Origin of the sequence: Paenibacillus sp. FSL W7-1332 (genome assembly GCF_037969785.1) — a bacterium.
Lineage (GTDB): Bacteria > Bacillota > Bacilli > Paenibacillales > Paenibacillaceae > Paenibacillus_AQ.
The window spans coordinates 3,860,177-3,881,093 of the sequence record NZ_CP150209.1; the positions used below are offsets into that span (position 1 = coordinate 3,860,177).

Sequence of the window (20,917 nt, forward strand, 5' to 3'; positions counted from 1 at the left end):
TACGCCTGGTCGCTGCACTTATTGCGCTCCATCGCGGCTTAGCCTGACGGTTCGGTATTCCTGCGGCGTCATGCCGGTCCATTTTTTAAAAAAACGGGTAAACGATTGCGGCATTTCGTATCCGATCAAACCACCGACCTCGGCTATCTTCAGTTCTTCCCTCTTCAGAAGCTCCTTCGCTTTGCGGATCCTGAGTTCGTCCATATAGTCCGATAGATTGACGCCCCTTTCCTGCTTGAACAGCCTTGATAAGTAAGATGGATTGAAATGAAATTCATCCGCCAGCCTGACAAGGGACAGATCCTCGCTGAGGTTTTGTTCAATGAATGAACAAATTTTTTCAATGACGCCGGCAGCCCTCTTCTGCTCTCCGCTTTTCCGGAGGGAAAACAAAACGTCAGCAACGCCTTTCAAATAACCGAAGGCTTCCCTCCACGAACGATAGTCTTCCAGTTTCATCAAGCCGAACGAACCGATCTCACGGATTTCCCACCGATTGATGTAAGACAGAAGCACAAGCGCAACCGTATAGCAAAGCTCCGTCATATTGGGGTCTCCCCGCTCGAGTTCGTAAGCTGCCGGTTCGGTCAAGTCATCGAACAGCCCCATGAACTCCTCTTTTCTGCCTGCTTCCAAATGGACGGCCAGCGCCTCGAACTTATCGCGCAAGGATCTGTTAAGGATCATAGCGGACGGCGCGGATTCCTTGCTTGGAAACACCTTCTGGACCATCCGCGTTCCGTCACCGGTCCGATCATGCTGGTACCGTCTCATTTTATCGTACATGGCAGGCAGTCCTTCCCAGGCGAATGCCTCACCGCATAGTGTCACGGCAACCGACGCGTCAAGCGATTCCAGGCAGGATTGCTGAATCAGCTCAAACGTTCCCTCCAGAAACATGACTGTCTGTGCGAAAGCGTCCGTCCATTCCGATCCGCTCCACCGCTTGGGCTGGATGAGCCAGATCAGATCCCCGTATCGATCGATGAATCCAATGCTGCTCGTCCGCTCTGCCAGGAAAGCCTCTGCCAGAAACTTAACCGCAAGCGCCGTCTCCCGACGGTCGACATACGTGGGGGATCTTCCCGCGGACCCGCCAGACGTTACGCTGCCCAGCCCGATCAGAATCGGCATGGACGCATCCAGCGGAATTTGCAGGCGCCTGAAGTCTTCCTCCAATTCCCGTTCGAAGAGCACGTCGTGGAATAACAAATTTCGAAAATAGTCCCCGTGGGCAAGCGTCTCCAGCGTATCCAGCTGCTCTTTCGACCGCCGGATCAGATCATTCGCCCGCAGCGTCTCTTCCAGTTCCTTGAGCGCTCGCTCGACGGCCGCGATCAATTTCGGGTAGCCTTCGTTTTTGAGCACGTATTGCACGTCCGGCGCTTGAATCGCTTGATAGACATAATTGAAGTCGTTATGCCCTGTCAGGAACACGATTTTGCACTGCGGCCAATTGAGACGTATCGTTTCCATCAGCTCCAGGCCATCCATGCCTGGCATGCAGATGTCGGATAGTACGACATCGACCCGCGTCCGGTTCAACAGTTCCAGCGCCTCTTGCCCCGAATAGGCTTTGTAGATGTCCAGGTCAAGGTTCAATTTCCCGAAAATATCCGCCAGCCCATCGGTGATAATTTCTTCGTCGTCAACGATCAACATTCTGTACACTTGACGGTTCACCTCCATCGCCAAGAAGAATCGTTACGGAAAGCCCCCCAAGCTCGCTACGTTCTGTCCGTAATCCGGCATGCTCCCCGAATGTGATGCGGATCCGGCGATGAATGTTCACCATCCCTGTCGTTTCGGCCTGGTCCTGTTCCTCGTACAAGGACTTCCGGATCAGCTCCAGCGCCTCGTCCGTCAACCGGTCTCCGTTATCCTCCACGATGACGCGAGCCTGGCCGTCCGCCCCTTCGAATCGCACCACAATCAAACCATTCTTCGTCTTTTTTTCTAGGCTGTGCTTGAAGGCGTTTTCAATGATCGGTTGAACGATCAACCGCGGCACGCGAAGTTGCCGCAGCTCATCCGGCAGCGGATCGAAGCGTACCTGAATCCTTCTCGAAAAACGTAACTCCTGAATTTCCGCATACATTCTCGCATGATGAACTTCCTGTTCCAATGCAACCAAATCCGATGCATTCCTCGTCACGAATTCGAAATACTCCCCGAGCAGCGTCGTAAACTGTTCGATCCGTTCCGTATCTCCCGTCTTGGCCATCGTATTCAGGATAAAAAAGCTGTTGTATAAAAAGTGCGGGTTGATTTGCGATTGCAGCTGCTTCAGCTCCGCTCGCTGCGTCATGATTTTCTGCTTGTAGACTTGATCGATCAAAGAGCGCAAATTGTCCACCATCTGGTTAAACCTGCCGTATAAGTACCTGAACTCGTCTTTGGATTCATGGGCGATATGGATGCTCAGATCCCCGTGCTCGATCCTTCTGAAGCCTTTAACTAAAGCCAGCATAGGTTTGTGGATGAATTTATAGGTAGACAGCGCAAAAACGCCAAATATCCCCAGCGCGGCTGCGGCAAATCCCCATGCCCATTTATAGAACTTGCTAAGCGGTTTCTGTACGACCTTCTCGGGAATGAAACGATAGATCGACAGCGCTAGCTCCGGGGAGTGCGCCTGCACGGCATAGTACTGGTTCCCATTTACCGTCAGCCGCGAAGGAGTGTCCTTCAGGAGCCCCGGGATTTCCCGCAGGAAGAGGGGGAGGCTGACGTTAGCCAGCTCCCCTGTCCCGTTCGCGACGGCAACCTTGGCGCTGTCCGACAGGAGCAGCGTTCCGCTGCCGGGGTACGTATTGAATTGAGCGAGCGCTTCCTGCAGCCGCTGCTCGTCCAGCTCGATCTCGACCGTGAACAGCGGCTCTGCCCCTTTGATTCCCCGCTGTTTCATGGCGCCAAGGAACAAGCCTCCGTTCCATTCAATGAGCTGAGAGCCGCTGCCAAAGACGGAACGGATTTCCCGGAATCGTTCGGTCCTGAATTCACGCACCCCATCTCCGGCTGAAATCGTGCGGCCGATCGCCGCGATATGAACACTGACATCCTTGATATACATGCTGCTGTTCTGAACGGTATACAGCCGCTTGATCAACGAATTCATGTTCTCCGTACGGGCGATCGTCGCCATCGTCTCCCAGGTCAGGACCAGTTCATTCAGGTTATCATCCTCCAGCAGACTGTACTGCAGCATTTTCATGCGTTCGATTTCGTTTTCCAGATCGGTCAGGTAGAATTCGGATTGCGCGGCTGCCGTCTTGGTAATGTCGGAGCTGGCCGTTTGCACGTTCCAATGGTAAAGATAAACGGCAAATAATAGAATCGGCACCATAATGAGCAGAAACGTCACGATCAACCGGAGAAATATCGTATTGCGCAGCGAAAAGTCCCGTCGGAACATCAATGGCATTGCCCCCAGCATTTTTTATTCGATTATAGCCTACATCTCGTCAGGGCAGCCAGACTTATGTCGGGCAACATCGACTTGCGCTGTGTCCTTAGCCCTTAGCCCTTCACGCTTCCGAGAACGATGCCCTTTACGAAATATTTCTGCAAGAACGGGTATGCCAAAATAATCGGAAGCGAGCCGAGAAAGATCTGCGACGATTTCAGCGTCCGATCGGAGATCAGCGCCAAATTCAGCATATCGTCCCTCGACATATTCGACAGGTTTTGCTGGATCACGATCGTTTGAATATAGCTTTGCAGCGGATAATTGGACGGATCCCCCATCAGCAGCAGTCCGTCGAACCAGCTGTTCCAGTGCTCAACCATGGAAAACAAAGCAAGCGTGGCAAGCGCAGGCTTGGATATCGGGACAAAAATCGACCACATCGTCCGCCAGTGGCTTGCTCCGTCGATGAGCGCCGCTTCTTCAAGCTCCTTCGGAATTTCCCTGAAAAAATTAAGCAGCAGAACGACGCTGAACACGGGAACCGCGCTCGGCAAAATCAATGCCCATATCGTATCCAGCATGCCGTATTCTTTTATCGTCGAATACCAAGGAATCAGGCCGCCATTAAACAGCATCGTGATGAAAAAGATCCAAGCGTACGCGCTCCGAAGCCGAAAAGAACGTGTCTCTTTCGATAACGGGTAGGCAATCAACACGGTCAGCAGCAAATTAAGCGGAGTCCCCAAACCGATCCGGGTGAGCGACACCAGCATCGAATCCCAAAACTCGTGACGGCTTGCCGTATACATATAGGAAGCCAGCGTCACGTCGACAGGCCACAGCTTCACATATCCCGCCGAAGCCGCCACGCTGGAACTAAAAGAAACCGCAATGATGTGAATCAAAGGAAGAACGCAAATCAGCGAGATCAAAATCAAGAAAATGGCATTGATCAGGGAAAACCACTCAAACCGCCTTTTTTGCCGGATACGGCCCCCTTCAGCCGAAGATGGCACCAATCGTTGCTGCATCGTTTCCCCCCCCTTAAAATATCCGGTATTTCGCAAACCGATAAGCCAAAAAGTAGGAGCCCGATATCAGCGTGAGCGATATGACCGATTTAAAAAATCCGACCGCCGTCGCCACCCCGTACTGGGCATCAAGCAAACCGATCCGATACACGAACGTATCCAGAATGTCTCCGCTTTCGTACACTTGCGGGCTGTATAAATTAAACACCTGATCGAAGCCGGCATTCAGCAGCTGTCCCAGGCTTAACACCGACAACAGGACGATTACCATGCGCATGCCCGGAATCGTGATATGCCATATTTTTCGCCAGCGGTTCGCCCCGTCGATCGTTGCCGCCTCGTATAACCCCGGATCGATCCCCGTAATCGCGGCCAAGTACACGATCGTGCCGTACCCGAAGTTTTTCCACACGTCGGATGCAATGAGCGTGAACGGAAACCATTCGTTATCGCCCAGGAAAAAGATCTTGGGGATGCCAAGCAGGCCGAGAAACCCGTTGACGATGCCTCCCGACGGGGAAAGGATATCGATCAGGATGCCGCCAAGCACGACCCAGGACAGGAAATAAGGCAAGTAAATGGCCGTTTGGACCGATCGCTTGATCGTATTGTTTTTGAGTTCGTTCAACAGGACGGCAAACACGATTGGAACGATGAGCCCCAGAATGAGCTTGAAGCTCGAAATAAACAGCGTATTCCATAAAACCTGCGTAAAATTCGGCAGGCTCATCACATACTCGAAATTGTCCCAGCCGACCCATTGCTGATCGCCGAAGAGGCCTTTGGCAGGGATAAACCTCTGAAACGCGATCGTGATGCCGGCCATCGGAATGTACGAAAATAAAACGATCAAAATCAATCCCGGCAATATCATCACATGGAGCGGCAGCTCTCTTCGCCATTTCGCTTTCATTCGTGAACCTCCAATTCGTAGGTAACAGGTTCGGAGGGAGTAACGACAAGGTTCTCCCCTCCGGCCCGGATTATCGCTTCGCCTGTTCGTACCACTCGTTGACTTCTTGCGTGATTTCATCCCCGCCAAGCTTTTTCCAATCCTCTACGAACCGGTCGAAGGTGTCAATGGATTCGCCTAAAATAATCTTGACGAAAACCTCGTTTTGCATTTTTTCGAGCGTCGTCTTGCGCTCGACCATCGTCGGGGTCGGAGCGCCGACGAATTTTTCCTGCAGGAATTGGTCGTTTTTATCGTATTGGTCGGCGATTCCCATGGAGCCCTGTTCCCCGTAAATCCGTTCCCAGCCCCATAGCGCAAAGCCTTCGGATGAGCCCGATTCGTAAGCCTCCAGTTTTTCCTGGATCGTCTTGGCCTCTCCGGTTAACTTCGAGAAGTCGCCGGCCTTGCGCGCAGCATCGATTTCCCGGAACGCATCCACGTTCTTCATGACCGGATACGGCGTAACGGGGGACAGCTGCCATACGCTTTCGGCTTCCGGCGGCGCAAAGTATTTATCGAATTCGGCGGTTTTCCCCCAGTTTTTCTCGAGATGCAGATTGAACATTTTGATGACGGCTTCCGGATGGGCCGCATCCTTCTTGACGGCGAAGAAACGGGTGGTGCTGAATTTGAGCGGCACCTTCGGTGCTTCACCCGATTCGGATACGATCGGGAACGCTTGCCACTGCGCATTCGGATCGTTATCGCGGTTCAGCTGAAGCGGCCAGATGGAATTCCACTGCTCGCCGTACTCCATGCCGATCTTGCCGGCCGAGATTTGCTCCGAAACCTTGCCTCCGTCTTTGATGCCGAACTCTTGGTCGATCTGTCCGTTTTTGGACATCTCTTGCAAAACCTGAAGCGCCTTTTTCACTTCCGGCTGGATGCTCCCAAAGACGAGCTTGCCGGAGTCATCCTCAATCCAAATGTTAGGGTAGGCATTATAGCCGGCCATAAATCCCTCAAGCCCCATCGCGCCCCCCCATAAATCCTTGGTAACGCCAAGTCCGTACGTATCCTGCACACCATTCCCGTCCGGATCGTTCTCCGTAAACGCTTTCGATATGGCCAGTACGTCAGCCATTGTCTTCGGAGGCTCAAGTCCCAGCTTCTCCAGCCAGTCCGTCCGGATCCAGATGTACATCGACCGCTCGATTGAGGATTCCAGTTGAGGAATTGCCATCAGTTTCCCGTCGAACGTCGCGGCGTCAAAAGCACTCGTCCCTTCTTGAAGCAGCACTTCCTTCGTCATCGGGGAAGCGTACGTTTCGTAAAGTTCCGTCATATCCATGATTTGGTCCGAATCCGCCAATTGCTTGAGCTGGGTGGCGTTGACCGGAATCACGTCCGGAAGGTCGCCCGAAGCCAGCGTCACGTTAATTTTCTGCAGGTATTGGTCGGAGGTTGGACTGCCTTTGACCACCCATTTGTACTTGACTTTGATGCCAAGCTGTTCCTCATACAATTGCGTCCATCGATTGTTGTCGATCGTTTCGTCTTTAAGCACGCCCAGCACGTTATTTTCCACGACGTCGCTAAGATCCCTTACGAACAATACCTCGATTGGCGGATCATATTTGCCGAAAGGGCCGTCATTTGCTACGGTGCTTGGATCGGTCTCGGCCGTTTCGTTCGAGCTGCCACTGCCGGACCCGCTGCCTCCGCAGGCCGAGAGCAGGAGTGACGCCATGAATAATACGGATATCGCTCTCCGCCATACTGAATTCCTTTTTTGCATTTGCATCCCCCGTTCCAATGGATTCATCATCTGTACTTGGTTACGCTTTCATTATCACCGACCTCCCTTTGTTCCAACAAGCCTCAACTCTTTACATCACTTCTCCGCTGTTTACCCTTATGCAATTTTGTACATGACAAAGCCCCGACTTCATGATTGAGGTCGAGGCTTCGCTGATCCGTAAAATATTTTATATTTTCAGTTCTCAACTTGAATGTTTGTTGACGCGTCAATAGGTCTTCCCATATTCCTCCAGAGGATATGGTTACCATCATGTATTCGTCCACATAGTCGTATTCCCATTCCATAAATAAAAAAGCAATCCGATAACCTATTAATAAAAAGAATAATATGACAATAGGCTGCCATATATAATCTTCTTTTTAGATATGAATAGAGCCTCTAATCGCCATTTAAGTTATTCGCATTGAAAATGGTTTAAATACAATTAATACAATATAATGATTATGAACTTTCATAAGAGGATTTAATTTCAAGGGTTGTTCATGTTAAGGGTGGTGAAAAATAGCTATGCGTAAAAAAGATAGGAACGTAACAGGTATTCTATTGGCCATAATTTACTGTGTTGTTCTTTTTGAGATTTTAATTGATGCACCCCCTGGTGAAGCTCCAAATAATCCGCCTTGGGCTTACGCAATGATTCCACTTGGAGCTGTTGTAATCACTTCTCTTTTTGATTTTGTGATCAAATTCGATTTCTTCAAAAAAAAGAAAAAGTGAATGGAGTGCACATGTATTGGATCTCACAACTTCTCCGACAGGGCCGGCCGCGATGCGGTTAGTCGGAGCGGATGCGTCCGCCTAATCCTGCTCCACTACCTATCTCCTTTTATTTTTAATGATAAATGATATGAAAATCTCTATCTCTTGTTCGGGATTGAACATATAATTCTAAAATGGTCCTTTCGGTAAAACGATTGGATCGTTTTTTTACCATTTCTTTTTCTTATTTCCAAATAGGGCTAGCTTCAGCAAATAGGCTCCGTCTTTTTTGATAAAAGGAATGGTTGCAATTCCTAATACGACGATATAAATAGATGCAATCGTAAAACAAGTTGAGGTAATTTTAGAGTATTGGAACAAACTCGGAGTATCCGTAAAGTAGCAAATCAATTTCAAGATAGATATGTTCAAGGCTATGGAGACCAAAGCCACAAACCCTGAGAGTGTACGTTTTCCCTCATTTTCAAGTTTTTGGGCACGAAATATCATCGACCAGAATAAGGATGTCCATATATAATACAGAATAACAATCAAAAACCAAATAAACCATAAAAATGCTAAGATTAACAATAGTATGTTCCCCAACTCCTTCGGTGAAATCGTTGACAGGTTCATCTCCTACTAGGGTTATCATCCGCTACTCCTAAACCTTAAGTGTTTTTCTTTATCCAAGAACGCAACTTATCTGCATAGAAAGAGCGTTCATCTGGATCGGACTGAGAACCCATTGTCAGATAAAGTTGATCATTCTCATATCTAGGGTAAACATGGAGATGATAATGCCACACGTCTTGATTGCCAGCAGGTTCATTATGTTGCCGCGTAGATATTCCATCACATCCATATGTACTTTTCATTGCAAATGCTGTAAGCTGAGCCGCGCGGTGAATTTCCACAGCGTAATCCATAGGAAGTTCAAAGATGTTCTCGAAATGTTGATTAGGAACAACAAGAACATGCCCTTTATTGTTTGGCCACCATTTGCTCGCGATAAATGCCGTTACCTTTTCATTCTGATAGATGATTTCCCTTTGTTTTGTTCCCTGATTAGGTCGCTCGATACCCCAAATACGACAAAATGGACATTCGTATCCTTCGGGCTTATGTGAAAATGATGCTGTCATCTTTCTCACTCAACTCCTTTCATTTTTCTCCAAACAGCTATTAGACGCAGGCAGCTTCTGTCCGTTGCGTTATTGTTAGCAAAACGCGGCTTCCGATCCATCCGGCAGCCGCGTTATAGTTATTTATCAAGCTAAGGTCACCCGTCCGTTAGTTCAACCTAAACTCCATTTTTCTACTCTTCGTTGTCATTCCAAATGATGTATAAAACGAATATGCAGAAGCATTGTTCTCCGATACCCCTAATTCAATACTATCGACTTTCAGGCTTCCTCCGAAATCAATAACATATTGCATAAGTCTCTTTCCCACGCCCTTATTTCTATACGTTTCGGAAACACACAAACTATTTACATATAATAGCTTTCTCGCATTTACAAATGAATTTTCCGTTATGTCTTCTTCCTTCGTCACTACTAGTCCGATTATCTCTAAGCCTATGGTAGCAACAAAAATATGCTGTTTGTGATCAATTAGCTGGCTTAAGAAAAATTCCTTCCCGACTGGAGTTGAGTTTTCTTTATACAAATCGGGTCTTTCAAAAACGTGGAGATCATGAACCTGCCTAAACAAAGGTAACAAAGACTCGTAGTCATCTTGGTGAGCGTTTCGGATAGATATATCCATATTTCTGGCCTCCAATATTTTAACATATTATATCATGATTTATTTTCGGCTTTTTCTAATCTGCATTATTTCGAATATTTCAATGATATAAGGTAGTTGATCCCGATCTTCTTTGCCCTTTTCATAGGTATTTGCCTGCGTTTATATTCTTCAAAACCTAATTTAGAATAGAGTTTCATGGCTGGGATATTGGTATCAGCAACTTCTTCAATCAAGTAAGCCTCATAAGGTGTATCCTCAAGGATATGACGAATCATTTGAGAAGCAATACCTTGCCCCCTGAATTCGGCAGCTGTTCCTACGAATTCGATTGAACCTACACCAGGTGAAGGATTAACAAAGGGAGTTTCAAATTCTTTTTTCAGGAAAATACCAGCTAAACTTCCTTTATAAATGCCTAAATGTTTGCGAAGCTCCTTTGTATCAAGTTTAACCGAGAGTGAAGTTCCATCCGTGCAAGAAGCCATCCCGATCACTTGTCCCTTGTATAAAGCCACATAAAATTGATCCAGAGCGAACATATGAGCGAACGCTGCAGCAATCTTCTTAGGATCCTTGGAGAAAAACCCTAGCCATTGTGTGAATCCCTCTGCGAATATTTCAGATATCCCTCGCCTCACATCAAACTCGGCCTGATCAGCTTTAACCACGTTAATCATGGTTTGGTCACTCCCTTTCCTTAAATAGAAATGCGGTGAGGATAGATGGAGAGGGCATGGTAAAGTTGCTCTTTAGTAATACTTTCATCTGAGCCAATCCCTGAATTGACGCATAAAAAAGAGCTGCCATTTCCTGCGCATCACCTGAGTGAAATTCTCCGCGCTCTTGCCCCTTTCGAATGAGCTGTGCCGTAGAATCAAGCAGCCTGGCATTTACCTGGAGGATCTCTTCATAATGTTTCGAGGCTGTGGCGGCTCCAGCTAATAGAGATTGATTAATAAGGATCAGTAGATGGGTTAGTTCCTCCCCGCTGATCATGTCCGTGTAGACTTCGTCGACAAACTGTGCCATCAACTTTTTAGGGGATTGGTCGGATTCAAAGAATGTAATATTGCGTTTCAATCCTGCAACCGCGTAAGCAACCAACTCGTTAAATAACTGATCCTTGTTTTTGTAATGACGATACAGCAGCCCAATGCTAATGCCAGCTGTATCCGCAATATCTTGAACATTCGTCGAGCCAAAACCTTGATTAACAAATAACTGCATCGCGGCTGAATGGATTTTTTTCCTAGTAACATTGCGCATTTCTTCAAACTGTTCCTTGCTGCGTGGCAAACAGTTCCCCCCTTTTTTTAATGAATGAAATTTCACTCATTATATAATATTGAGAGCGAAACAACAACATTCAACTCCAAATTAGCGAAATCAACTTTTACTTATCTATCCGGTAACCGGCCTTTACGGCAATCGGGACAAGAACTTATAACGATAAAACAAAAAAGCCGCTAAAATAGCGACTTTCAAAAGGACCATGTTTATGTACACCGACATCACAATTAGTCCATATTGAGCCGAACATAATAAAAATCAGTCCAAAAATTAATACGGAATGGCTCCGAACCAGCTTTCTACATCTCTACTAGTATCAATCTCGTAAGTCATTTTCATAGCGACTTCATGATTCAGCCTCTTTTTAGCCTGGGATACTTTGTGCAGCTAAACTTCATGAATTCCGAGAGGTCGCAAGCTCTGCTTTCATCCGGACGGTAACGGAGGTACCTACACAGAGCTTCGACGAGACGCTCAGGCCATACCCCTCGCCAGAGTACAGCTTGATCCGCTCGTTCACGTTAAACAAGCCGTAGGAGCTTCCGTTGCCCGAATGATCGCCAGAGCCGACTCGCTCCTCCGTCAGCAGACGGCGGGACAGCTCCTCGTCCATGCCGATGCCGTTATCCGAAATCACGAAAACGATGTCACCTTGATCCAACTCCACAGTAATATTGATAAGTCCCTTCCGGTCCTTCGCCTTACGTATGCCGTGCAGCAATGCGTTCTCGACAATCGGCTGCAAAATAAGCTTAGGCATACGATATGCTTCCAACTCATCCCCCGCTGCCACTTTGAAGTCGAACGAGCCGAAGAAGCGGCTCTGCTGAATTTCGAGATATACCTCTGCCAGCCTTAGCTCGTCCGTCACGCTTACGATGGTATTGCCTTTATTGAGACTCAGGCGGAAATACTTCGCGAGACTGTCAATCATCATGCTGATGTCGGTCGCGCCCTTACCGATGGCGATCCAGTTGATCGTATCCAGCGTATTGTAAAGGAAGTGTGGGTTGATCTGCGCCTGCAGCGCCGACAGTTGGGCTTCCCGTTCGCGAATCTCGGCTGTGTAGTTTTCTTCGACGAGCGTACGCACACGCAGGATCAGGTGGTCGACGCTTCGCTCCAACATATGGAAGTCACCATTAACCGCCGGTAACTCATGTAGACCGTCAATCGCATCCTTGCCCTCCTTGCCTTCCTTCCGGATGACAGTGATCACGTGGTTGACGCGCCGATTCATTCCCCTCACGATAATCGCCAGAAGGACAAACGGAAGGATCAGGAACAACGCGACATATTCGATCAGCGAGCGCCACTCTGACCGCTTTGTCAGTCGCTGCGTAGCCGGCGACAGCTGGGATTCCGTTCCCTGGGCGACAAGCTTCCAGCCCGTCGGGTCAAGCGTCGTATACAACACATCGCTTTGTACATTGTTCAGCAGAAGCGACTCTGTTCCTTCCGCCCCCTCGTTCAGCGCATCCAGCATGTGAGGTTCAACCGCCGTGCCGATAAGCGCCGCATCAGGGTGATAAACGATTGCGCCATCCTCAGCAACAAGGTATACCGCTGTGCCCGGGGCGAACTGCAGCTCAGATAGAATAGTGGAGAGGATGTCTTGACGGACGTCGATCATGAGCACACCGGACACTTTGTCATAATCATCGGGATCCCGCAGCATACGCGCAGCAGATAATATCGTCTCATTGGGCGCACCGAGATACGACTCCTCATAAACGCCCGTCCATACGATTCCACCATTTCCATCGATGATGGAATGAAACCACGGTCTAACCATCAAGCTATCCAGCGTGAAGAAATTGATTCTCTCTTCCGCATACAGCTTAGATTTGTCCACGAACACCCGAACATGGAACACATCAGCATTAGACTGTACGGTCTCGACCAAATACCTCAAATCCTCAATCACCTTGATCTGTGTACCGATGGACTGATCATCCGAATTAATCGATAAGTACGAATGCAGGTTTGCGTTCATGAAAGCGGCGTCGCTTATATCCTCGATGCGCTCCAGCCGGTAGGAGAGATTGCTCCCGGCCTGCTTAAGCGCTTGCTGCATCGTCCGGATGACCTCGCCCCTCAGAATATCCGCAGAACGCGCGTAATAGCCATACAAGAAAATGCCCGCCGGAAGCACAATGAGCAGCAGATACGCGATTAACCAAGAACGGGGGATCGAGAAACGGCGAATCGCCGCTGGCTGGCACAGCGGCGAAAGCAGGCCTGTTACAACGTTCCAGGCTCTACGCATGAGAATCCCGGTACGCGCTAGGTGTAACACCCGTCACCTTTTTGAACAGCTTTGTGAAGTAACTGGGGTCAGTATATCCGATAGCATAGCAAATATCATAGAACTTGTACTGCGGATCGCGCAGCAGATTCTTCGCTTTGTCCACTCGCACCTGGGTTAAATATTCGCCGACGGTTTGTCCCGTCTCTTGCTTAAACAGGAGACTGACGTACGTGGAAGACAAATAGACCGCCTTGCCGATATCGGCCACGGTAAGCCCGCCGTTAGCGTAGTTCTGATCGATATACCCGCGTACTCGCTCAATGACGTTTGCCACCTTGCCAGTCCGCTTCTCCCGGATGTGTTCGCTGACAGTCGCCAGATACGATTCGATGAGCCTCCGCAAATCCTTTAACGTCTCCTTCGCGTACAACGCCTCCGTTAGCTCTGCTTCCATGATTTCCAGATCGGGGTCCCCCGCGCCAAGCTCCATGAGCAGCTGTCCAATCCCAAGCACCAGCTGCATGCACAGATTGCGGCCGTACTTCAGGCCGTCCGGGCGGGTGTAGGACAAGCTGGCAAAAATCATCTCCACGGCTTCTCTAATCTTGTCCTCATCGTCCGCCTTAAGTGCGGAGATCAGCTTCTCGTTAAGCTCAAAATCGTATCTGCGCATGGCGCCGTCCTCCGGCCCCGCCCCCTCCAGACTGTCCATTGTGATGATACGGTTTTTGCCGAGGTACCACTTGTAATCGGCCGCTTCGCGGGCTTGCTTGTAAGCTGGCGCCAGTCCGGATAAGCCGCCTGCCAGATCGCTAATGCCGATCGTCACGCCGATCTTGAGCCAGCGCTCCAGATTGGAGCGAAGATCGCCGGCCAGCGCAAACAATGCCTCCGCCGCTTCGGTTGCTGAATCGGCGCCGGGCTCCGATCCCTGCAGCACGCCTACAAATTCGCCGGTACGATGCTCGAAGGCATACCCTCGCATATGCGTATCCAGCAGCTCCTCGTAGACGTTCAGCACCGAATACCACAGCAGCTGGCGGTCGCGCTCGGAACGGCTGGCCATCACATCGGCAAGATCATCCACGGAGACAACCATCACCCAATAGGAAGCGTCCACGGGCAAGTTCAGTCCCAGAAACGACACCCGCTCCGCCAATTCCGACTTCGGCGCACCCTCACTGATCATGGAGAGCAGGAACTTCTCACGCAGGAGCGGCATACCTTCCTTTAGTTTAACAAGCAGCTCCTGCTTATGAATCCGTTCGGAGCTCTCCACGTCCAGATCGGCAACGACGCGTTCAATGACCGTACTCAGCTCCTGCAAATTAACCGGCTTGAATATATAGTCGACCGCGCTGACCTTCATTGCCGACTTGAGATAATCGGCGTCGTCGTGCCCGCTGACGAATATGATCTTAATGGAAGGATATTCGGCCGAGATACACTGCGACATTGTAATGCCGTCCATAGTCGGCATCCGGACATCCGTGAGTATAAGATCGGGCTGATCGCGGGTGATCATCTCGAGAGCCACGTCTCCGTCATCCGCTTCGCCCGCCACTTCGATTCCGTAAGCAGCCCAATCGAAATAAGTGCGCAGGCCCGCCCGGACCGCCGGTTCGTCATCCACGATAAGCAATCGATACATCGCCCGCCATCTCCCTTCTCCTAATTTATCGGCCTAACAGTCTAGCGTCTTGATTGGCAAGCTCGGCTTGCACCTTGTCGATGTCTACTTCGCGAACGGACACGCCGTCTTCGAGGGAGATCGCGGCCGCTATGCCCGCCGCTTGACCCAGCGCGTAACAAGTCGCTTGGACGCGCATCGAGGACATGGCGACATGCGTTGCGGAGATCGATCTGCCCGCAACGAGCAGGTTATCGATATCGCCTACAGGCACCATCGTGCGATACGGTATATCGTAGCCGTCGACGCGGCGCTCGTCGGTTGTCTTGCCCGCGTCCGGGCTATGAATATCGATCTCGTAATTTGTCTGGGCGACCACATCCGGGAAACGCGTACCGCTTACAACATCTTGTTCGGTCAACGTGTATAACCCTTCGATTTGATTGGTCTCCCTAACACCTGTCTGCGGAGCGATGTGTGCGATGGCGTATGTCTCGAAGCCCGTTCTCTGCAAATAATGCGCAATGGAGAACACCTGCTTAAGCGCTTCGGTCTCCGCGTAATTGACTTGCTCCATATCGGCTCCGTTCGCCTTGACGCGCGACATGTTAATGAGCAACACGCCGTCGTCGCGCTGCTTCCAATATAACCTTCGCCCCTGCGGCAGGTCGGATACCTCCTCGTAATAATAACAGCCTTCCGGAAGTATCTTCTCTACTGGCTTTCCCGTATCCTGCATCGTAAACATAAGTGTCATCGGCTGCGTGAGTCCATCAGACTCGCGGCCCGAGCGGTAAGGCACACCCGCGTCGATGGCTACTCGCGCGTCGCCCGTGCAATCGATGATGACATCACCTTCTATCGCTCTTAGGCCTTCGCGCGTCGATACGATAACCGCACCGATCCCGCTGCCGCTGCGTATCGTGCCAACGAATTCACAATGGAAGTAGACCGATACGCCTTCCTTTTTCATTTTGTCATTCAAGTATTGGCGTAGCAAAAATGGCGAATATTGCGGCGCGATCGATTCGTCGTGGCCGGCGGGCAGATAGTCGGCCAGCATCTCCTTGACGATCTCGCGGTAGATGCCGGTCACATTGCCGACAGGCATAAACACGCTTACGTTGGCAAGCGTCCCCATCCCGCCGAGCTGAGCGGACTTCTCCAGCAAGATCACTTGTTTGCCGCGTCTGGCCGCGCCAATGGCAGCGGCTGTCCCCGCAGGTCCGCCACCGATGACGACGACGTCCGCCTTGGTATGGGTTTTCACGTGACGTTCGAACGAATACACTGCATTATTCATAATGATCTCTCCCTTAGATAGAAGAAGCGGTGTATGCAAAAAATAGGATCACCGCCGCTTATCCTGTTATTATTTAGTCGTTGCGTACCAGTCGTTAATTTCCTTGGAAGCCGCTTCCCCGCCCGCTGACATAAATTTGGATTGAAAGTCGGCAAGGCCGTCGATGGACTCCGCGCCGGCAATCAGTTTGACCGTGTAGTCGCCAACCATGGTGCTCAATTGCTGATTCGTCTTCGAATATTGCTGCATGTACGGAGCAAGACCCAGAACGTTTTTGATTTTCACTTCGGCAGGCTGCTCGTTGTTGAGGAAGTTAAACGCTTCGAACATAACCGGGTTTTTGCGAACGCGCGCTTGCCAGTATTGCGGATAGTTTTCTTCATCCGTGCCCGCCATATAGTTATTAGCCAGGTTGCGCTCGTCGGTGAAGATCGGCTGGATTGGCTCGTATGCTCCGTCTACTATTTTATAATGCGTGCCTTCCACGCCGATCGCCATATTTTTGAACGTTTCCGGCTCCAGGCTTGCATTGATCCATTTGATCGCATCTTCCGGATGCGTTGATGCGTTCGGGATGAACGTCAGACGGTCAAATCCGGCGTTTGCCGCGAAGCCGGCTTCACCGTTAGGGCCCTTAAGCGCCGGCACGAAAGCGAATTTGGCCTCCGGCTTGGTCTTCGCAAGCGAATCCGAGATGGCCGGGATGTCTGCCCAGTGAACGACAATGGCGCCAGCCACGCCGCTTGCGAATTTCTCCTTCGCCGTAGCGTCCTTGTTGGCTACGAATTCTCGGTCGATCAATCCTTTCTCATACAGGTTGCCTACGTAAGCGACATAATCCTTAAATGCCGGGTCCATGACACGCGGCACGAACTTGCCGTCTACGTCGTTCCATGTGTTGGCGATGCCGAACGCGCCTACGAGGTTGTCAATCATCGATTGGTCGCCCTTGATCGTAAGCGGCACATTGCGGTCGCCGTTGCCGCCTGGGTCCTTCTCCTTGAACTGCGTTAGAACGTTCGTCAGCTCTTCGGTCGTCGTCGGCATGGACAGACCCAGCTTGTCGAGCCAATCCGTACGGATGAGAATGGAGCTGTTGATATCGTACGTCACGGTTACCGGGAGTGCATATAGCTTGCCATTTACCTTAAGCGCTTCCAATGATTCCGGCTTTATAGCCGCCTTAATATTTGGGCCGAATTCGTCGATGAGCGGCGTCAGGTCGACGAGCGCACCCTTCTGCGCATAATCCGAATACAAGGCCATGTCGTTATAGGAAGTGACGATGTCATACGCTTCGCCGGAGGACATGATCAGGTTCAGCTTCTCCGCCCACTTGTCTTGAGGCAGCATATCGTATTGCACTTTGTAGCCCGTTTTTTCTTCGAGCAGCTTGGCTACCGGGTATGCATTGTATTCTTCGTTCTGCCATACGTTCAGTCGCTTTAAGACTGGCTTCTCCGCATCCGGTTTGGTCGTCGCTTCGTTGCCCGTGTTCGTTCCGTTGCCGGAACAAGCAGCCATCGTCATAACCAGAAGCGCAGACATGGCCATGACAGTCATAAGTTTCAATGCTTTTTTCATAATGAGACCCTCCTGCAATTAGTATAATCTATATCATTAATCTCCCCACAACGTCCCGATGACGGGGCGATACTCCGGTACCTGAAGTCATGCCATGACGTGCATCGCATTGCGGGTAAAGTTAATGCCTTCGGAAGCTGCCTTACATGGCCGCAATCAACCTTTAACGGAACCGATGAGCACGCCTTTGATAAAATATTTCTGCAGGAACGGATATACGAGCAGAATCGGGATCGTGGATGCGATGACCGTTGCTGACCGGACGCCTTCCGCGGGCACGTTCATCAGATCGTCGGCCGTCTTATCAAGCGCCGAAGATGTATCGGCGTTCATGACGATGTCCTGCAGGTACAATTGCAACGGCTTCAGCGACGAGCTGTTGATGTACAGCATCGGGTTGAAGTAGTCGTTCCAATAATAAACGGCATAAAACAGACCAATCGTCGCAAGCACGGGACCGCTTAGCGGCAAAATGATACGGAACAGAACCGTCAAATTGCTCGCGCCTTCGATCTTGGCGGATTCCTCCAGGCTGGCCGGCAAGCTCTCGAAATAACTCTTGATGACCAGCATGTTGAATACGCTGATGAGCGCCGGCAAAATGAGTGAGCCTAAATGGTTAATGAGGCCCAGCTCGCGGATGAGCAGATAGTTGGGGATGATTCCCCCGTTAAACATCATCGTGAAGATGAACAAAATGATAATGATGCCCATGCCGGGAAGCTCGCGCTTCGACAACGGGTAAGCGGTCAGCGCCGTAATGAGCAACGACGCGAGGGTACCGATGACCGTAATCAGCACCGATATCCACAGCGAGTTTAGAAACTGGCTGTTCGTGACAACGAATTTCATCGTGTCGAGCTGAAAGCCGACAGGGAAAATTCCGACCTGGCCCGACAGGATGGCCCACTCCTCGCTGATCGACTTGGAAAATACGTTTACAAACGGAAGCAGTGTAATAAGCCCCATCGCAATAAGCACAACGTAGATAGAGCCATCCAGCATAACATCTTTGACGGTTTTCCTATACATGGTCGTTCCTCCTTTACCAGATGCTGCGATTCAGGAAATTGCGGCTGAGCATGTTGCCGATGACGATTAGCAGGAATCCGACCGCTGAATTGAATAGGCCAACCGCCGTACTGAAGCTGTAATCCTGCTGGCCGAGTCCCATCCGGTACACATAGGTGCCGATGACGTCCCCGGTCTCGTACACGAGCGGATTATACATGGTCAAAATCTGTTCCGTCCCCGCCTCCAGCAGGCTGCCGATCCGCAGGATGAACATCAACACGATGGTTGGCAGCATGCCCGGCAGCGAGATCGACCACATCTGTCTGATCCGCCCCGCTCCGTCGATGGCTGCGGCTTCGTATTGCTCCTGCTCGATGCCCGCGATCGCGGCGATAAATACGATAGCGTTCCAGCCGATTTCCTTCCACCCGGCCGTGAAGACAACCAAGCTGCGGAACAGGCTGTTGTCAGTAAAAAACGAGATCGGCTCTCCGCCGAACGAACGGATGATTTCGTTCACGATGCCGCCGCTTGGTGACAGGATGTTGAGGAACAACCCCGAAATAATGACCCAGGAAAGAAAATGCGGCAAATAAATGATCGTCTGGATTGTCCGCTTGAAGAACATGCGCCGTACTTCATTGAGCATAAGCGCGATGGCGATCGGAATCGGGAATAAAATCGTTATTTTGTACAAGCTGATTAGCAGCGTATTAACTAGCACTTGCAGGAATTCATCCGATTGCAGCAACCTTTCGAACTGCGCCATCCCTACCCACTCGCTGCCGGATATGCCGCCGAAGATGTTGAAATCCTGGAAGGCAATGATGATCCCGTACATCGGCGTGTATTTGAACAATAACAAAAACATCAGACCCGGTATAAGCAGCAAATACATATCCAAGTTGCCTCTAATCAGCTTCCAACGCCGTCGGCCGGCGTCTAGGAGGGTTCCTTCTCCTCCGCTGCGTTTGTTCACGATCTCCACCTACTTTTCTCTGTCTTGTCTCTTATTGTAGGGAAGGCGGCCCAGAGGGAGTAGAGGTCGATCCTTTTATTTCTGGTCTTTTTCGACACAGTTTGGGAATGGACCAGGGACTTTAGCGGACACCGGCAGCTTCGCGTGTCACTTATGAGACGAAGTTAGTGGCGGTACGCCTTCACCTAGTGGAAGGGTGTACCTATCGCAAGATCATGGAGCGGTTTGGGATTGCTGACAGACATCGTCTAAAAGTATGGATGAAGAAGTATAAGGAACTGGGCGAGTTTGGACTTGTGGATCAGCGGGGGCGACGTAAGGAATATATCGACCAGAACAGATACGTACAAGCGCTCGAACGGGAGATCAAAATATTACAAAAGTGCTTGGAAATCTGGATGCAGGAGATGAAACGTATAGATATCTAACGATAGAGAAGGCTGCCAAAGACTACCCGGTCAGCACACTCTGTAAGATCTTTGGTGTCTCCAGAAGTGGCTACTACGCTTTTTTAAGCGAAAGAAACTAGATCGCGATCGAGAAGATAAAGCGCTCGTGATGAAGGTTTATAAGCACTACAATGGTGTTTACGGTTACCGCCAGCTCCAGTTATTCTTGCTGCAAGACCAAGGGGTCTGGATGAATCATATGAAAGTGCTTCGGCTCATGCAGGTGTCAGGTATACGCTCTCGTATTCGACGGAAGCATCGTTGTAACTACGTTTTTTCTACTGAAGGACGCGTAGCTAAAAATTTATTGAAACGGGATTTCCAAGCAGAGGCGCCCAACCAGAAATGGGTTACCGATATCACGCAATACCGTGTAGGGGAATTCTGGCTGTATCTGTCCGCCATAAAAGATTTGTTCAATAATGAAATTATTGCCTACTAAACAAGTTATCGAAATGACAATGAGCTGGTACTCCAAACGTTCCAACAGTTGGGACCATCGGGAGGTTGTCTTGATCGACGCCGGTATTCCCTACCGGCTGCCCGTTTTTCAAGAAGCAATGGCTCAAGCCGGGATCCCCTTGGACAAACTCAAAAAAATCATTTTAACCCACCATGACTTGGATCATATCGGAGGGTTGACGGAGCTTCTGAACGCCATACCGCACAAAATCGACATACTCGCAATGAAGAGGAAAAACCTTATATCCAGGGAGAGAAGCCGCATCTGAAGATAACCCCTGCACTCATCGACCGGTTTCGCGCCGCTCTGCTAATAGAAAGACGGGATGCAGTCCTTCATTTATTAG

19 protein-coding genes are annotated in these 20,917 nt (G+C 50.1%); 4 read left to right on the plus strand and 15 right to left on the minus strand.

Features of this window, described 5'->3' with window-relative positions:
* Positions 1 to 18 precede the first annotated feature (18 nt).
* From MKX98_RS17185 to MKX98_RS17205, 5 genes are all read right to left on the minus strand, one after another.
* Positions 19 to 1,662: a response regulator gene (locus MKX98_RS17185; protein WP_339224482.1), complete on the minus strand. Its 1,644-nt coding sequence runs from the start codon at positions 1,660 to 1,662 to the stop codon at positions 19 to 21.
* Positions 1,649 to 3,415 carry a histidine kinase gene (locus tag MKX98_RS17190; RefSeq protein WP_339224484.1) on the minus strand — a complete coding sequence of 589 codons (1,767 nt, stop codon included), beginning with the start codon at positions 3,413 to 3,415 and terminating at the stop codon, positions 1,649 to 1,651. The genes MKX98_RS17185 and MKX98_RS17190 overlap by 14 nt, the downstream gene beginning before the upstream one ends.
* 104 nt (positions 3,416 to 3,519) lie before the next feature.
* Complete coding sequence (locus tag MKX98_RS17195; protein ID WP_339217348.1) at positions 3,520 to 4,440, minus strand: carbohydrate ABC transporter permease; 921 nt, start codon at positions 4,438 to 4,440, stop codon at positions 3,520 to 3,522.
* Between the two features lie 13 nt (positions 4,441 to 4,453).
* Positions 4,454 to 5,353: an ABC transporter permease subunit gene (locus tag MKX98_RS17200; protein WP_339217350.1), complete on the minus strand. Its 900-nt coding sequence runs from the start codon at positions 5,351 to 5,353 to the stop codon at positions 4,454 to 4,456.
* A 70-nt stretch (positions 5,354 to 5,423) separates the two neighbouring features.
* Positions 5,424 to 7,133, minus strand: a complete 1,710-nt coding sequence (locus MKX98_RS17205) for an extracellular solute-binding protein (protein ID WP_339224486.1) — start codon at positions 7,131 to 7,133, stop codon at positions 5,424 to 5,426.
* A gap of 531 nt (positions 7,134 to 7,664) precedes the next feature.
* On the opposite strand from MKX98_RS17205, the gene MKX98_RS17210 reads away from it, so the two are divergent.
* Positions 7,665 to 7,874 (plus strand): hypothetical protein, encoded by a 210-nt coding sequence (locus MKX98_RS17210; RefSeq protein ID WP_071219080.1) that lies wholly within the window; start codon positions 7,665 to 7,667, stop codon positions 7,872 to 7,874.
* A gap of 653 nt (positions 7,875 to 8,527) precedes the next feature.
* Here the strand turns inward: MKX98_RS17210 and MKX98_RS17215 are convergent.
* From MKX98_RS17215 to MKX98_RS17260, 10 genes are all read right to left on the minus strand, one after another.
* The gene (locus MKX98_RS17215) at positions 8,528 to 9,001 is read right to left on the minus strand and encodes an HIT family protein (RefSeq protein ID WP_339217353.1); all 474 of its coding nucleotides are present in this window, start codon (positions 8,999 to 9,001) and stop codon (positions 8,528 to 8,530) included.
* A 148-nt stretch (positions 9,002 to 9,149) separates the two neighbouring features.
* Positions 9,150 to 9,626 carry a GNAT family N-acetyltransferase gene (locus MKX98_RS17220; protein ID WP_339217355.1) on the minus strand — a complete coding sequence of 159 codons (477 nt, stop codon included), beginning with the start codon at positions 9,624 to 9,626 and terminating at the stop codon, positions 9,150 to 9,152.
* Between the two features lie 65 nt (positions 9,627 to 9,691).
* A complete protein-coding gene (locus MKX98_RS17225; protein WP_194542861.1) occupies positions 9,692 to 10,285 on the minus strand; it encodes a GNAT family N-acetyltransferase in 594 nt (197 codons plus the stop codon).
* Positions 10,286 to 10,292: 7 nt separating this feature from the next.
* A complete protein-coding gene (locus MKX98_RS17230; protein WP_339217357.1) occupies positions 10,293 to 10,904 on the minus strand; it encodes a TetR/AcrR family transcriptional regulator in 612 nt (203 codons plus the stop codon).
* A 388-nt stretch (positions 10,905 to 11,292) separates the two neighbouring features.
* Positions 11,293 to 13,167, minus strand: a complete 1,875-nt coding sequence (locus tag MKX98_RS17235; protein ID WP_339217359.1) for a sensor histidine kinase — start codon at positions 13,165 to 13,167, stop codon at positions 11,293 to 11,295.
* Positions 13,160 to 14,800, minus strand: a complete 1,641-nt coding sequence (locus MKX98_RS17240; RefSeq protein WP_339217361.1) for a response regulator — start codon at positions 14,798 to 14,800, stop codon at positions 13,160 to 13,162. The genes MKX98_RS17235 and MKX98_RS17240 overlap by 8 nt, the downstream gene beginning before the upstream one ends.
* A gap of 25 nt (positions 14,801 to 14,825) precedes the next feature.
* On the minus strand, positions 14,826 to 16,082 hold the full coding sequence (locus MKX98_RS17245) for an FAD-dependent oxidoreductase (protein ID WP_113059797.1): 1,257 nt from the start codon (positions 16,080 to 16,082) through the stop codon (positions 14,826 to 14,828).
* Between the two features lie 69 nt (positions 16,083 to 16,151).
* Entirely contained in the window at positions 16,152 to 17,666 is a 1,515-nt protein-coding gene (locus MKX98_RS17250; RefSeq protein ID WP_339217363.1) for an extracellular solute-binding protein, read from the minus strand.
* A gap of 156 nt (positions 17,667 to 17,822) precedes the next feature.
* A complete protein-coding gene (locus tag MKX98_RS17255) occupies positions 17,823 to 18,698 on the minus strand; it encodes a carbohydrate ABC transporter permease (protein WP_113059795.1) in 876 nt (291 codons plus the stop codon).
* 13 nt (positions 18,699 to 18,711) lie between these two features.
* Positions 18,712 to 19,659: an ABC transporter permease subunit gene (locus MKX98_RS17260; protein ID WP_339217366.1), complete on the minus strand. Its 948-nt coding sequence runs from the start codon at positions 19,657 to 19,659 to the stop codon at positions 18,712 to 18,714.
* 215 nt (positions 19,660 to 19,874) lie between these two features.
* Here MKX98_RS17260 and MKX98_RS17265 point away from each other — a divergent pair, with 215 nt between their 5' ends.
* The 3 genes from MKX98_RS17265 (at position 19,875) to MKX98_RS17275 (ending at position 20,839) form a co-directional block, all read left to right on the plus strand.
* Complete coding sequence (locus MKX98_RS17265) at positions 19,875 to 20,087, plus strand: helix-turn-helix domain-containing protein (RefSeq protein WP_339217368.1); 213 nt, start codon at positions 19,875 to 19,877, stop codon at positions 20,085 to 20,087.
* Between the two features lie 130 nt (positions 20,088 to 20,217).
* Positions 20,218 to 20,550, plus strand: coding sequence for an IS3 family transposase (locus MKX98_RS17270; protein WP_339224488.1), 333 nt, complete (start codon positions 20,218 to 20,220; stop codon positions 20,548 to 20,550).
* Positions 20,551 to 20,563: 13 nt separating this feature from the next.
* Entirely contained in the window at positions 20,564 to 20,839 is a 276-nt protein-coding gene (locus MKX98_RS17275) for an MBL fold metallo-hydrolase (RefSeq protein ID WP_339217370.1), read from the plus strand.
* Positions 20,840 to 20,917: the final 78 nt, after the last annotated feature.